The organism is Massilia sp. CT11-108, from assembly GCF_047302915.1.
In the GTDB taxonomy this organism is placed as follows: domain Bacteria; phylum Pseudomonadota; class Gammaproteobacteria; order Burkholderiales; family Burkholderiaceae_D; genus Telluria; species Telluria orientalis.
The window spans coordinates 1-14,300 of record NZ_JBKYMO010000101.1 but is presented as its reverse complement, the minus strand read 5'-3'; the positions used below and the strand labels follow the sequence as shown (position 1 = coordinate 14,300).

At 67.0% G+C, this 14,300-nt stretch carries 13 protein-coding genes and 2 pseudogenes; 6 read left to right on the top strand and 9 right to left on the bottom strand.

Features of this window, described 5'->3' with window-relative positions; translation table 11 throughout:
* The coding region (locus ACEN88_RS10980) for a hypothetical protein (protein WP_413339543.1) at nt 1–751 on the bottom strand (751 nt) is incomplete at its 3' end.
* A gap of 235 nt (nt 752–986) precedes the next feature.
* Between ACEN88_RS10980 and ACEN88_RS10975 the strand changes: the two genes are divergently transcribed.
* Nucleotides 987–2,570 (top strand): methyl-accepting chemotaxis protein, encoded by a 1,584-nt coding sequence (locus ACEN88_RS10975; RefSeq protein WP_413339542.1) that lies wholly within the window; start codon nt 987–989, stop codon nt 2,568–2,570.
* Nucleotides 2,571–2,582: 12 nt separating this feature from the next.
* Here the strand turns inward: ACEN88_RS10975 and map are convergent, their stop codons facing one another.
* Together map and ACEN88_RS10965 are read right to left on the bottom strand one after the other, a co-directional pair.
* A complete protein-coding gene (map, locus tag ACEN88_RS10970) occupies nt 2,583–3,350 on the bottom strand; it encodes a type I methionyl aminopeptidase (protein ID WP_413339541.1) in 768 nt (255 codons plus the stop codon).
* Nucleotides 3,347–3,556 (bottom strand): ParD-like family protein, encoded by a 210-nt coding sequence (locus ACEN88_RS10965; protein WP_056124858.1) that lies wholly within the window; start codon nt 3,554–3,556, stop codon nt 3,347–3,349. The genes map and ACEN88_RS10965 overlap by 4 nt, the downstream gene beginning before the upstream one ends.
* 643 nt (nt 3,557–4,199) lie before the next feature.
* Between ACEN88_RS10965 and ACEN88_RS10960 the strand changes: the two are divergent.
* A pseudogene (locus ACEN88_RS10960) lies at nt 4,200–4,292 on the top strand (PEP-CTERM sorting domain-containing protein); the annotation flags it as partial.
* Nucleotides 4,293–4,323: 31 nt separating this feature from the next.
* Here ACEN88_RS10960 and ACEN88_RS10955 read toward each other — a convergent pair.
* Nucleotides 4,324–5,256, bottom strand: coding sequence for a LysR family transcriptional regulator (locus ACEN88_RS10955; RefSeq protein WP_056124866.1), 933 nt, complete (start codon nt 5,254–5,256; stop codon nt 4,324–4,326).
* 106 nt (nt 5,257–5,362) lie between these two features.
* Here ACEN88_RS10955 and ACEN88_RS10950 point away from each other — a divergent pair, with 106 nt between their 5' ends.
* A complete protein-coding gene (locus tag ACEN88_RS10950; RefSeq protein ID WP_413339539.1) occupies nt 5,363–5,776 on the top strand; it encodes a hypothetical protein in 414 nt (137 codons plus the stop codon).
* A 109-nt stretch (nt 5,777–5,885) separates the two neighbouring features.
* Nucleotides 5,886–7,184: an NAD(P)/FAD-dependent oxidoreductase gene (locus ACEN88_RS10945; protein WP_413339538.1), complete on the top strand. Its 1,299-nt coding sequence runs from the start codon at nt 5,886–5,888 to the stop codon at nt 7,182–7,184.
* A 46-nt stretch (nt 7,185–7,230) separates the two neighbouring features.
* Here ACEN88_RS10945 and ACEN88_RS10940 read toward each other — a convergent pair whose 3' ends face one another.
* The gene (locus ACEN88_RS10940; protein WP_413339537.1) at nt 7,231–7,971 is read right to left on the bottom strand and encodes an SDR family NAD(P)-dependent oxidoreductase; all 741 of its coding nucleotides are present in this window, start codon (nt 7,969–7,971) and stop codon (nt 7,231–7,233) included.
* A 111-nt stretch (nt 7,972–8,082) separates the two neighbouring features.
* Between ACEN88_RS10940 and ACEN88_RS10935 the strand changes: the two genes are divergently transcribed.
* Both ACEN88_RS10935 and gudD read left to right on the top strand, forming a co-directional pair.
* Nucleotides 8,083–8,967: a LysR family transcriptional regulator gene (locus ACEN88_RS10935; protein WP_413339535.1), complete on the top strand. Its 885-nt coding sequence runs from the start codon at nt 8,083–8,085 to the stop codon at nt 8,965–8,967.
* A 99-nt stretch (nt 8,968–9,066) separates the two neighbouring features.
* Nucleotides 9,067–10,407: a glucarate dehydratase gene (gene gudD / locus ACEN88_RS10930; RefSeq protein ID WP_413339534.1), complete on the top strand. Its 1,341-nt coding sequence runs from the start codon at nt 9,067–9,069 to the stop codon at nt 10,405–10,407.
* A 19-nt stretch (nt 10,408–10,426) separates the two neighbouring features.
* Here gudD and ACEN88_RS10925 read toward each other — a convergent pair whose 3' ends face one another.
* From ACEN88_RS10925 to ACEN88_RS10910, 4 genes and pseudogenes are all read right to left on the bottom strand, one after another.
* Nucleotides 10,427–11,710, bottom strand: a complete 1,284-nt coding sequence (locus ACEN88_RS10925) for a glycoside hydrolase family 28 protein (RefSeq protein ID WP_413339533.1) — start codon at nt 11,708–11,710, stop codon at nt 10,427–10,429.
* A gap of 89 nt (nt 11,711–11,799) precedes the next feature.
* On the bottom strand, nt 11,800–12,021 hold the full coding sequence (locus tag ACEN88_RS10920; RefSeq protein ID WP_413339532.1) for a hypothetical protein: 222 nt from the start codon (nt 12,019–12,021) through the stop codon (nt 11,800–11,802).
* A gap of 345 nt (nt 12,022–12,366) precedes the next feature.
* Nucleotides 12,367–12,834, bottom strand: coding sequence for a hypothetical protein (locus ACEN88_RS10915; protein WP_413339530.1), 468 nt, complete (start codon nt 12,832–12,834; stop codon nt 12,367–12,369).
* Nucleotides 12,831–14,300, bottom strand: a pseudogene (locus ACEN88_RS10910) (chromosome segregation protein SMC); the annotation flags it as partial. The gene ACEN88_RS10915 and the pseudogene ACEN88_RS10910, both read right to left, overlap by 4 nt.

Sequence of the window (14,300 nt, the reverse complement as noted above, 5' to 3'; positions counted from 1 at the left end):
CCGCGGCCTGCAACGCGGTCTCCGCGCGCCGGGGCTGTCCGGCCCGCGCGGCCGTCGCGTATTCGGCCAGCCGCGCATTTGCCAGCTGGGCCGGGAGCTGGCGTGCGCGGGCCAACTTGATCATCTCGTCGGTAAGCGCCAGCGCCTCCTTGTAGCTGCCCACCGCGGCCAGCAGGCGGGCGCGTTCGCGCAGCGCCATCGACAATGCATCCGGATCATCGCCCGACCGAGCCAGCGCCTCGGCGCGCGCCAGGAGTTCCTGGCCGTCCGCCGTGTTGCCGTCTTCTTCGGCGAGCAGGCCGCGCGTGACCAGGGCCTGGGTCCGCAGATAGGTGTCGTGCGTGTTGTCCGCGAGCCGCGCCGCGCTGTCGATCAGGCGGCGCGCCGCCTGCTGGTCGTGCACGAACTTCGAGAGCGCATAGGCATGGCTAAGCATCGCCCCGGCCAGCAGCACGTCGTCGTGCGTCTCGCGCCCGATCCGTTCCGCCTGGAGCGCGGCGTCGAGCGCCCGGTCCTTGTCGCGCAGCCACCAGTGCGCGCGGCTCGCGACGACGAGCGCCTCGCCCAGTTCGCGCCCTTCCCGGCCTGACTTCAACGCGTCGACCCGGCGCAGCGCGGCCTTCGGCGTGACATACGCCTCTTCGCGCGCGACGGCAAGGTCGCGCTCGAAGTCGCCGTGCGGGTCGCCGGCGTGGGCCAGAGCCGCCCGGCACAGCAACAGCAGGCCCAACAGGAACCGGTGCGCGAACATGTTGTCTCCAGGAATCAAGATCCGAATAGTAACATCCGGAAATATTAAATTCCACAATTCAACGTGCGCCGTATCTTATTGGCACATTCGGCCGCCAAAAATACGCGAATTCTCACAAATACAACAAGTTGCTTACATACGGAAATTTTTAGTACCTACGAGAAATTTCGGGCAACGAATGTGTTTACACTGAACACGCAGCGCCAAGTCTGCAACAAGAACAGCTGGAGACGTGATGAATTTCCTGAAACGCATCGGCATTGCGACCCAGCTGTACGTCGCGTTTGCCCTCATTCTGTCGGTCACGCTCATCGTGTCCGTCCTCTCGGTCACCCGGGTCAACAGCATCGACGGCGCGCTGCAAAAGGCGAACGCGGTGCGCGACAGCGAACTCGAACCGTTGTACGCGGCGCGCGAGGCGCTCGCCCAGACCGGCATCGCGGCCCGCAATGCCTTCGTGTTCAAGGACGACGCGGCGGCCGCGCGCGAACTGGCCCTCGTCGACACGTTCAAGGCCGACTACCTGGCGGCGCTGCGCAAGCTGGACGCCGTGCTGGGCAACGACGCGCAGTATGCGAAGGTCAAGGCGGGCATGCTCAAGATGGCCACCGAACTGGAACGGCCACGCGCCTACCGCAGCGCCGGCAACATGGAGGGCTACGGCCAGTTCCTCGTGCAGGAATGCAGCCCGCTGCGCCGGCAGATCGTCACGGACATGGACCTGCTCCTCAAGCGCATCCAGCACGACAACGCGGCCACGAGCGCCGCCGCGAGCCTCGAGGCGAAAGGCGCGCGCTTCTGGATCACGAGTCTCAGCATCGTGTCCGTGCTGCTGTGCGCCGCCGTCGGCGTCGTGATCGTACGCAGCCTCATTGGCCAGCTGGGCGGCGAACCGGCCCAGGCCACCGAGGTGGCGCATGCCATCGCCAGCGGCCAGCTGACGTGCCGCGTCGACGTCTCGCGCGCCGGGCCGTCGAGCATGATCCATGCGATGAACGCGATGCGCCACGGCCTGTCGGACATCGTGGCGAAGGTCAGGTCGGGCACGGAGACGATCGCGTCGGCCTCGTCCCAGATCGCGAGCGGCAACAACGACCTGTCCAGCCGCACGGAGACGCAGGCGGCGACGCTGCAGCAGGTCACCGGCGCGATGGCGCAGCTGGTCGCCTCGGTCCACCAGAACGCGGAGGATGCGCGCCAGGCGAGCGCGCTGGCCACGACGGCGTCGTCGGTGTCCGTGGAAGGCGGCGCGGCGGTGGACCAGGTCGTCACCACGATGCACCTGATCGAGGAATCGTCGCGCAAGATCGTCGACATCATCTCGGTCATCGACGGCATCGCGTTCCAGACCAACATCCTCGCCCTGAATGCAGCGGTGGAAGCGGCGCGCGCCGGCGAACAGGGACGCGGCTTCGCCGTCGTCGCGGGCGAAGTGCGCAACCTCGCGCACCGTTCGGCGGCCGCGGCGAAGGAGATCAAGGCCCTGATCGAGGATTCGGTGGCGAAGGTCGGCGCCGGCACCTCGCTCGTCGGCCACGCGGGCGAGACCATCCGCAAGGTCGTGGACGGCGTCCAGCGCGTCACCGAGATCATGGACCGCATCAGCGGCGCGACCCGCTCGCAGCAGGCCGACATCGGCCGCGTGGACAGCGCGATCTCGCACCTGGACGAGATGACGATGCGGAACGCGTCGCTGGTCGAGGAAGCGGCGGCGGCGGCGGAATCGCTGCGCACGCAGGCGGTCGAGCTCTCCGCGGTCGTGAACATCTTCCAGATCGAAGAAGCCGCGCCGGACCGCCAGCGCCGGCTGGCCGTGTGATCATGGGCCCCGTCAGGCGGGCATCGTTTCCCCGGCCCGCAAGGTCAACACGCGCACGCCGCTGCGCGTCACGGCGACGGTGTGCTCGAACTGCGCCGACAAGGCCCCATCGCACGTACGCACCGTCCAGCCGTCGTCCTCGGTGCGCACGGCGGAGCGGCCCGCGTTGAGCATCGGCTCGATCGTGAACACCATCCCTTCGCGCAGCACGAGGCCCGTCTGCGGGCGGCCCCAGTGCAGCACCTGCGGCGGCTCGTGCATCTCGCGCCCGATGCCGTGCCCGCAGTACTCGCGCACGACCGCATAGCCGTGGCGGCGCGCATGCCGCTCGATGGCATGGCCCACGTCGCCCAGCCGCGCGCCGGGACGCACGGCGCGGATGCCCTGCCACATCGCCTCGTACGTCACCCGCACGAGCTTCTGCGCCGGCGCCGCCACGGCGCCGACCAGGTAGGTCTTGCTGGAGTCGGCGATGTAGCCGTTCTTTTCCAGCGTGATGTCGAAGTTCACGATGTCGCCGCTTTGCAGGACGTCCGCCGGCGACGGCACGCCGTGGCACACGACGTCGTTGCGTGACGCATTCAGCGCGAACGCATAGCCGTACTGGCCCTTGCTGGCCGGGCGCGCGCCCAGCGTGTTCACGATGAAGTCGTCGACCAGGTCGTTCACCTGCATCGTCGACATGCCGGCGAGATCGAGCCGGTCGAGCTGCGCGAAGACATCCGCCAGCAGCTTGCCGGCCGCCGCCATCAGCGCGACTTCCTCTGGCCGCTTCGTCATGACGCCACCTTGAGCGCCTGCGGCACGACGCCCGCCGCCCTCAGCTCGCGCGCCATGATCTCGTTGAAGCTCTGCGTCGGATTCAGCTCGCACAGCATGCCGATGCGGACCCAGAACGCGGCCTGCGCGTTGATCGAGCGGCACGACACCGTGCTCGCCTTGCGGATCTGGTCGTGCAGCTCGTCTTCGATGTTCACGATGCCCATGTCCCTACCTTTCATATACGTTCCATATACGGAGTATATATTCTGGCCGCGCAACGCCGCAAGCGTTGTCGAAAAAACTTACACACGACAACATTAATTTCTATAACTCATTGATTATTATCAAATGGCATCAATATTGCTTTATGTCCGTCAATATCTATAAACCTCAAGGACTGACATGAAAACCACTTCTCTGAAACTCATCGGTGCAATGCTGTTCCTGGCGTTCGGCGCAAGCCAGGCGCAGGCAAGCGTCATCACCTTCGACGACCAGGCGGGTACGCCGACACTGCCGGTGTCCACCGGCGGGCTGACGTTCACGTCCTCGGGCGGCTTCGCATACGTCTGGACGCCCGGCGGCGGCAAGGCCGACAACGGCACCAACAACCTGATCTACGGTCTCGACGCCACGGTGACCATCACCAGGACCGGCGGCGGCACCTTCACCCTCAACGGATTCGACGCGGGGCTGAGCTGGTACACGTCGGTGAACGCGTTCGACCTGACGGTCAACGGCACGGACACGATCTCGCTCGGCAATGCTTACCAGGGCTACCAGTTTGCGAATCTGAAAAACGTCACGTCCGTCACCGTCTCCGGCGCGCCCTCGAATGGCTATATCGCCATCGACAACGTCGACTTCGACGTCGCCCAGGTGCCCGAGCCGGCCAGCCTGACGCTGCTCGGACTCGGCCTCGCCGGCCTGGCCGCGGCTCGCCGCAAATCGGCGCGCTGAGCGCCGGCGCCGCGCGTGGCGGCCAAAGGATTCAGGTTCGCCACGCGATGTTTTCCAGCTCGTCCGAAATGACCTGCTGGCCGTGCTCCACCATGAATTCGTGGAACGACGCGGCCACCGTCGGAATCGCGCGCGCCGCCTTGTGCATCACGTGCCATTCGCCCTGCACGACGACGCCGGGCACCGGCAGCACGGCCAGCAGCCGGTTGCGCACTTCCAGCGTGCACGCGTGGACGGACAGGAAGGCGACGCCGAGGCCCGCCGCCGTCATCTGCTTGATCGCCTCGTTGCTCGACAACTCGGACCCGATCGCGAGCGCCACGCCCTCTTCCTCGTAGCGCCGCTCGATCGCCGCGCGCGTGCCGGAGCCGCGTTCGCGCACGAGCAGGTTGTGGGCCGCGATGTCGGCCAGCGTCACGTTCTCCTTCTCCAGCAGCGGGTGGCCGGGCGCGACGAAGAACGCCATCGGGTGGCGCGCGAAGCGGCTCGCGCTCGTCGGGAATTCGCGCGGCGGCGTGCCCATGATGGCGAGGTCGATTTCGTCGCGCGACAGCATGCCGATCACCTCCGGGCGCGAGCCCACCTGCAGCTTGATGCGCACGTGCGGGCGGCCCGTCGTGAAGCGCACCAGCATCGGCGGAAGCAGGTGCTCCGCCGTCATCACCGCGCCGATGCGCAGCGTACCGGACGTGACGCCCTTCAGCGCCGCGATCTCGTCGCCCGCCTCTTCCCACAGGCCCAGGATGCGTTCCGCGTACCCCACCAGCAGCTCGCCCGCGGCCGTCATCTGGATGTTGCGGCCCTGGCGGCGCGTGAGCGGCACGCCGGCCGCTTCCTCCAGCAGTTTCAGGTGCAGCGACACGGCCGGCTGCGTCACGTGCATCGCCTCGGCCGCGCGCGACACGCTCTGGTGACGCGCCACGAGCATCAGCGCCTGCAGTTGTTTGAAGCTGGCTGGATACATAAGCTATACCTTATCGAATTCTAAAAAAGATTTATTTTTATTTTATCCCGCCCAGCCGTATAGTAAAAACAATTCAAGCGACAACGACCTGCAAAAGGAGATCATCATGACGGCACAAGCGTTCATCTTCGACTTATCCGCATTCCGTTCCACCGGCGTCCCGGCCGACGCCGAGCGCCTGCTGGACCAGGCGATCGAAGACGGCCTGCCGTGCGCCCTGATCTCCGAACTGCCGCACCAGGAGGCGGGCGAACAGCTGCGCCGCCGCTTCGGCGACACCGCGCACCACATCTTTTCCGTCGTGCTGACGGGCGCCGATTTCGAAGCGCGCGGCCACAAGGCCCCGTATTCCGTGGTCCTGGACCAGCTGGGCGTACAGCCAGACGCCGCGCTGGCCGTGACGACGTCGCCGCGCGCCATCGCCGCCGCCCGCACCGCGCGCATCGGCGTACGCACGCCCAAGGCGACCGTTTTGCGCAAGGACATGCGCAAGGTAGCAATGCAGACCATGGCCCACTAAAGCAGTCTTCCCGGCATCCGCGGGCGCTGCTCCCGCCGGATGCGCGAACGCGGCGCGGCGCGGGGAGCCCCCGGTGCCGCATCGATTCGAAAAAAGAAGGGAGCACACCATGCAGTCCATCGTCATCGTCGGAGGCGGCGTCGCCGGCCTCGAACTCGCCACCCGCCTGGGACGCCGCCTTGGCGCCCGCCACCGGGAGCGCGTGATCCTCATCGACAGCGCCCCCACCCACTTCTGGAAACCCCTGCTGCACGCGGTCGCCGCCGGCACCATCGACCCGGCCGACCACATGATCGACTATGCGCGCCAGGCCATCGACAACCACTTCACGTTCGTCTGCGGCGAAGTCGTCGACGTCGACCGCGCCCACCGCACCCTGACCGTGCGCAGCCGTTTCGATGATGCGCCCGATGCCCACACCGTCATCGATTACGAACGACTCGTGCTGGCCTACGGCTCCGTCACGAACTTCTTCGGCATCCCCGGCGCGCAGGAACACTGCCTCGCGCTCGACAGCGTGAAAGGCGCGGAAGCGTTCCGCCAGCGCTTCCTCGGCCTGTGCGCCCAGGCGGGACGGCGCCGCAATGCCCGCACGGATGCCGGCGCGCCGCTGCTGGACATCGTCATCGTCGGCGCCGGCCCGACCGGCATCGAACTCGCGGCGGACCTGCGCCACACGGTCGATACACTGGCCCACTACGGCCTCGCGGGTCTCGAGTCGCCGCACCAGGTGCACATCCGCATCGTCGAGCGTGGGTCGCAGGTGCTGCCGTCGCTGGACGCCGAAGCGTCGAACCTGGCCGTGCGCAAGCTGCGCGCGATGGGCATCGAGATCTGCACCGACACCGCGATCGCCGAAGTGCGCGAGGACGCAGTGACGACGACGGACGGCCGCGTCTTCCCCGCCGCGATCACCGTGTGGGCGGCCGGCGTGAAGGGTCCGCGCTTCAGCACGGGCCTGAACGTGGCGCTGAACCGCAACGACCAGGTGGTCGTGGACAGCCGGCTGCGCAGCGTGACCGATCCCGAGATCCACGCGATGGGCGATTGCTGCACCCTGCTCAATCCGGACAAGACGGCGATGGCCCCGCCCAGCGCCCAGGCCGCGCGCCAGCAGGCGATCTACCTGGCGACGCTGCTGGCGCACAAGGTGCCGGACACGCTGCCGGGCTTCCAGTACCGCGACTACGGCACGCTCGTGTCGCTGGGACGGGCGGGCGCGGTCGGCATCCTGCGCCGCGCGATCGGCAACCGCCACCTGCATGTGAAAGGGCCGTTCGCGCTGGCCATGTACGGTCTCACGTACCAGCGCCACGTGATGGGCCATCTGGGCCTGGTGCGGATGTGCGGCAACCTGCTGGCGCGCTGGTTCCGGTCGAAGATGCTGATGCCGGTACGCTGGCATTAATGTTACGCGTGGGCACGGGGGGCCCACCCTACCACTTGCGGCGCGGCTACAGGCGCGCCAGCCGCGCGCCATCGACCCGCAGCGACGCGCCGTCGACGAAGCGGGCCTCGTCCGTGAGCAGGAACGCGATGGCGGCGGCGAGGTCCTCGGGCGCCCCGACGTCGGCCTTGTCGATGACTTCGACGCCGGCCTTCACGTTCGGGTTATCCCACAACATGGGCGTGTCGACGGCGCCCGGCAGCACGGCGTTCACGCGGATGCCCTTGGCCTTGCCTTCCAGCGCGGCCGAACGCGTGAGCGACAGCAGCGCCGCCTTCGCCGCCGCATACGGCGCGACGAGGGGTTCCGTCTCGACGGCGTGGACGCTGGAGACGTTGACGATGGCGCCGCCCCGGCGCATGCGCAGGAAAGCCTGCTTGGTGAAGAAGAAGGCGCCCAGCAGGTCCACGTCGAGGATGCCGCGCCAGTCCTGCTCCGTCTGCTCCTCGATCGGTTTGAAGAGCATCGTGCCCGCGTTGTTGACGACGTAGTCCCAGCCGCCGAACTGCCTGATCGTCGCGTCGACGGCGGCAATGACCTGGTCTTCGCGCGACACGTCGCAGGCGATGGTGGCCATGTGCGCGGGGTCGAATTCCTTGCCGAGGTCGGCGCGCGTGGCGTCGAGGCGGTCCAGGTGGAGGCCCGCGAGCATCACGGCAGCCCCGTCCTGCAGCAGGCGCCGCACGGTGGCCCGGCCGATGCCGCCGGATGCGCCGGTGACGATGGCGCTGCGCTGGTCGAAACCCATGACGTTCCCTCCTGTGCATGTCCTTGACACTGCCCGACGATACCACGGGCGGCCGGATGGGCGGCGCATCGGTCATAATTGCGCTCGCCCCAACCATCGCCCAGGACATCCATGTTCGAGATCAGCCAGCTCCGCTGCTTCGTCGCCGTCGCCGAAGAATTGCATTTCAGCCGCGCCGCGGAGCGCCTGAACATGACGCAGCCGCCGCTGAGCCGCCAGATCCGCCTGCTGGAACACCACGTCGGCGCCCAGCTCCTGGAGCGCAACAGCCGCACGGTCCGGCTGACGGCCGCCGGCAAGGCGTTTTTCCCGGAAGCGGCACGCATCCTCCGGATCGCCGAGGAAGCGATGTTTGCCGCCCGCCGCGCCGCGAAGGGCGAACAGGGCAGCATCGCCATCGGCTTCACGTCCGCGTCCGGCTACAGCCTGCTGCCGGAAGTCGTCCGCCGCCTGCGCGAACGGTCGCCGGGCGTGACACTGACGTTGAAGGAACTCGTCAGCACGGCCCAGGTGGAAGCGCTGAACGCGGGCGAGCTGGACCTGGGCCTGATGCGCCCGCACCCCGTCAGTGCGGACCTGGACAGCCAGCTGATCGCAACGGAGTCCCTGATGCTGGCCATCCACGAACGCGACGCCGACCAGTGGCCCCTGGAACCCGCGCTGGCCGACCTGCACGGCCGGCCGTTCGTCATGTATTCGCCGTACGAGGCGCGGCCCTTCTACCAGATGCTCAGCGAGCGCTTCGCCCGCGCCGGCGTCGTGCCGGACATCGTCGAGCACATCGGCCAGGTGCACACGATGCTGGCGCTCGTCCGCGCGGGGATCGGCGCCGCCCTCATCGCGGAAGGGGCCGCCCGCCTGAAATTCGACGGCATCGTCATGCGGCGGATGGCCACCGAGCCCGTCGAAACGGTATGTACTTATCGCCGCAACCACGACAACCCGGTGCTGCAACTGTTCCTGGACGAGGTTTTGCCGACGTTTCGGACGCAATAAATTCAATTTCTGGATACTTGCCATCCTAATTTGGTTTGCTGCTGAATCGATCGAAAGATATCATGGGGCACGATTTGTCCCCCTACCGATACAGCCAACATGACCACCATCGTTACCAGCGCCCCTGTCGTCACCGAACTGCGCGTCGTCCCCGTCGCCGGCCAGGACAGCATGCTGCTGAACCTCTCCGGCGCCCACGGCCCCTGGTTCACCCGCAACATCGTCATCCTCAAGGACAGTGCGGGCAACACGGGCCTCGGCGAGGTGCCGGGCGGCGAAAAGATCCGCCAGACCATCGAAGACGCGCGCCCGCTCGTCGTCGGCAAGACGCTGGGCGAGTACAACAACGTCCTGAACGCGATGCGCACCGCGTTCGCCGACCGCGACGCGGGCGGCCGCGGCCAGCAGACGTTCGACCTGCGCACGACGATCCACGCCGTCACGGCGGTGGAATCCGCGCTGCTCGACCTGCTGGGCCAGTTCGTGGGCGTGCCGGTCGCGGCACTGCTGGGCGAAGGCATGCAGCGCAACGCCGTCGAGATGCTGGGCTACCTGTTCTACGTGGGCGACCGCAGCAAGACCGACCTCCCCTACCGCGCCGAGCTGGATGCCGGCAACGACTGGTTCCGGCTGCGCAATGAAGAAGCGCTGACGCCGGACGCCGTCGTGCGCCTGTGCGAGGCCGCGCGCGAGCGCTACGGCTTCAACGATTTCAAGCTGAAGGGCGGCGTGCTGCCGGCCGACGACGAGATGGATGCCGTGATCGCGATGCACGAGCGCTTCCCGGACGCGCGCATCACGCTCGATCCGAACGGCGCCTGGTCGCTGGCCGAAGCGATCCGCGTGTGCCGCGACAAGCACGGCATCCTCGCGTACGCGGAAGACCCGTGCGGCGCCGAGAACGGCTTCTCCGGCCGCGAAGTGATGGCCGAATTCCGCCGCGCCACCGGCCTGCCGACCGCGACCAACATGGTCGCGACGGACTGGCGCCAGATGGCCCACTCGATCCAGCTGCAATCCGTCGACATCCCGCTCGCCGACCCGCACTTCTGGACGATGCAGGGCGCCGTGCGCGTGGCGCAGCTGTGCCAGATGTTCGGCCTGACGTGGGGTTCGCACTCGAACAACCACTTCGACATCTCGCTCGCCATGTTCACGCACGTGGGCGCGGCGGCGCCGGGCAAGGTCACCGCGATCGACACGCACTGGATCTGGCAGGACGGCCAGCGCCTGACGAAGGAACCGCTGAAGATCGAGGGCGGCCTCGTGCACGTTCCGGCGAAACCGGGCCTGGGCATCGAACTGGACGAAGCGGAACTGGAACAAGCCCACCAGGCGTATAAAAACATGGGCCTGGGCGCGCGCGACGACGCCGTCGCGATGCAGTTCCTGATCCCGGGCTGGAAGTTCGACAACAAACGCCCCTGCCTGGTACGTTGAAACCGGACGCCGGCAGGCCCTACACGACCCAGGGCTTGCCGTTGACCACGACGTTCTCCACCACCGGCTTGCCCGCGTCTTTTACCTGCAGCCGCTCGTCGGTTAGTTGCACATTTATATTCCGCAGCACGAGCCCGGCGATGTCGGTCTGGCCGGGGTTCGGCGCCACGATGCCGAACGCGCCGAAGCGGCCGTGCAGGCCGTCCAGCACGAGGCCGCGAACGTACGAATGCGGCGGCGCCTCGCCCTGCAGGTCGTAATACTGGCTCCACGGGCGGATCGCCACGATCTCGCCCTTGCCGGAATCCAGCACGAGGTCGCGGAACGTAATGGCCTCGTAGCGCTGCGGCGTGTCCGGCCGCAGCTTCAGATGCGCGATGGCGCCCACGTCCTGCACGCGGCAACGTTCGACGACGACGTCGCGCACGACGGTCGCCTCGCTGCCGCACGTGAACAGCGCATGGCCGCGCCGGAACGTGCAGTTGCGCACGCGGATGCGTTCCGTCGGCGGACTGTTCTTGTCCGCGAGCGCATGCGGCCCCTTCGTGCCCTTCGCGGCGATGCAGTCGTCCGTCACGGAAAAGCGGCAGCCGTCGACGAGTACGTCCTGGCAGCTGTCGATATCGATGCCGTCCGTGCTGGGCGCCTGCACGTAATCGTCCGGCACTTCGAAGCTCGCGTTTTTCACGACCACGTCGCGGCAGCGGTACAGGTGCAGGTTCCAGAACTGCGAATCCTTGAACGTGATGCCGGCGATCGTCACGCCGCGCGAGCCTTCGATGACCGCCAGCCGGGCGCGCGGCACGTCCAGGTTGCGGAAGTTGCCCTTCTCCTTCGACGCGTTGCGCAGTTTCCAGAACTGGTCCCAGATCGGGCGGCCGGCGCCGTCGAGCGTACCTTCGCCCGTGATCGTCAGGCCGTCGCAGCCGGACGCATTGACCAGGCCGGGATTGAAGCGTTCTTCGAAGTGACCCTCGATGCGCGTGCGCTGGACGGGGAAGTGCCGCATGTCCGTCGAGCAGCGCAGCACGGCGCCCTTGTCGAGGTGCAGGTGGACACCTGGCTTGAGGAACAGCGCACCGCTGACGTACACGCCCGCGGGCACGACGACGGTGCCGCCGCCCTGCCCGGCCAGCCGGTCGATGGCGGCCTGGATGGCGCGCGTATTGACCGTGGCGCCGTCGGCGACGGCACCGGTGTCGAGAATGGACAGATGACGGCCGTCCGGCGCGGCATGGCACCAGAGCGGAACGGACAACAACGGGAGGGTGAAACGGCGACGGGCGGAAGAAGGCAATGGCATGGTGGTCCGGATCGTGGTCAGATCCGGTTCATGCTAAAGCAGCCGCGCCGTTTGCGCGGCTCAATTCGCTGATCGATTCGCTGATCGATTCACCCGAACAGCGACCTGAACGCCCACACGATCGTTTTCGCGACGAATTGCGCGAACGGCAGGGCCAGCACGACCAGCAGGATGATCTGCGCGACGCGCAGCACAGGCTCGAACGCATGCCAGTCGCGGTGCATCATGTGCGGCATGTGGAAATGCGGGCGGTGGATGTGCGACAGGTGCAGGTGAGCTTTGACGCGGCTTGGTTGCATTCCGAATTTCATCGTTGTCTCCGCTATATGTATATGCAACTTAAGCATATGCTTGTGCGGCGCGCTCTGCCGATGATTTTTTCGATCGCGCGGCGGTACGGCATTGACGGAATCAATTTGCGGTTCCGCCTGTCTGAACTATGCTTAAAGGCTGTGCTTAGAATCAAGCGCGTATGGCCACAGCCACTACCGCGAATGGATGGTCGGCGGCGTCACCCGCGAGCTGCCGGCAAGGTTCCGCGTGCCGCTCCTCCTCGCGCACTGAGACGGTGCGGCGCCGATTTACCGGAGCCGGAATCCCTGCCTCTTGAGGCAGATCAAACGAAAAACCCCGCGTCGCCCGGACACTGCTCGTCATCATCGACGAGAGTGAGGTAGATCATGCATTTCCATCATCCCGACGCCGATCCGCTCGCGGCTTGCGCGGCCCTGCGCACGAGCCGGGCGCGCCTGTGTGCCCGCGTCGCCGCCCTGCAGGCGCAACCGGACGACGTCTTCGTCCAGGATTTCTCCGCCGTCGTGGCGGCCGTCGAAGCCGATTTCCGCCGCGAGGAAGCACTGCTGGAACGGCTCGGCGACGATGCCCGGCTCGATCAGCACGTCGTGATCCGGCACGGGGCCGCCGTCCAGCACGGGCTCGTGCCGCTGGACGTGCGGTTCCGCGCGCTCGCTCGAGCCGCCGTTCATCAGCACGTCGTCGTGGTCGTGCGAAAACGCGCGCTCGACGCTCTTGCGGGCCTTGTACTCCTGCCACTTGTTGTAACTAATGACGCCGACGACGAAGACGCCGCCGGCCGCGATCAGGCTCATTTGAAAGTCTGTCATGCTGCTTGTGCCTCAGTAGCGAAATTCGCGGCGGACTCCATGTCCACCGCCACGATGCGCGACACGCCCTGCTCCTGCATCGTCACACCGATCAGTTGGTTGGCCATCTCCATCGCGATCTTGTTGTGCGAGATGAAGAGGAATTGGGTATGGTCCGACATGCGCTTCACCATGCGGCAGAAGCGCTCGGTATTGGCGTCGTCCAGCGGCGCGTCGACCTCGTCGAGGAGGCAGAACGGCGCCGGGTTCAGGCGGAACATCGAGAACACGAGCGCCGTCGCCGTCAGCGCCTTCTCGCCGCCGGACAGCAGATGGATCGTCGCGTTCTTCTTGCCGGGCGGCTGGGCCATCACCTGCACGCCCGAGTCGAGGATTTCGTCCCCCGTCATCACGAGCTTGGCCTGGCCGCCGCCGAACAGGATCGGAAACAGTTCGGAGAAATGCAGGTTGACGCGGTCGAACGTGTCCTGCAGCAGGTCGCGCGATTCGCGGTCGATGCGGGAGATCGCGCCTTCCAGCGTGCCGATCGCCTCCAGCAGGTCGTTGTTCTGCGCGTCGAGGAAGCGCTTTCTCTCCGTCGCCTGCGCCAGCTCTTCCACTGCCGCGAGGTTGACGGCACCGAGCGACGCGATGGCATTCGTCAGGCGCGTGACCTCGCCCTGCAGGTACGACGGCTTCAGCTCCGGATCGAGCTTTTCCGACAGCGCGGCCTCGTCGGCACCCGTGGCCGACAACGCTTCCGCGAACTGTTCCTGGTTCAGGCGCGCGGCCTGTTCCTTCAGCTGCATCTCGGTGATGCGCTCGCGCTGCGGCTGCAGGCCGCGCTCCGCCGCCATGCGGGCTTCTTCCGCCGCGCGCAACTGCTGCGTGAGCTGGTCCAGTTCGTGGCGCGCATCGGAAAGCAGCCGTTCCTGCTCCGTGCGCCTTGCCAGCAGGCCTTGCAGGCCCTCGGCCGCCGCGCCGGATTCCAGCGCTTCCAGTTCCAGCTTGCCGGCGGCGATGCTTTCCAGGACTTGCTGCGCCTGCTGCTGGGCGGTGGCGATCGTGCGGCGGAGTTCCTCGATGCGCGTGCGCTGCGTCTTTTCCGCGAACACGGCTTCCTGCGCCGCGCGTTCCAGGTCGCGCAGGCGGTTGCGCGCTTCGGCAAGGATCCGCTCCTGTTCCTGGAACTCGACCTGGCCGTCTTCGTGCGCGCCCTGCAGTTCGGCGAGTTCCATGTCCAGCTCTTCGAACTGCGCTTCCGCCTCGGCCTTCGCCTGGCGCTGCTCCGCTTCCTGCGCGGCGATCTCGTCGAGGTCCGCCGCGATCTGGCCGCTCCTCTGGTTGAAGCGGGCCTCGACCTCGGCCTGCTTGACGACGTCGATCTGCAGCGCATGCACGTCGCGCTGCAGGGTCGCGACTTTCTGGCGGCCGTCCTGCAGGCGGCGCTGCAGGTCGGAGACCGCCGCGTCGGCGCGCGTGGCGCG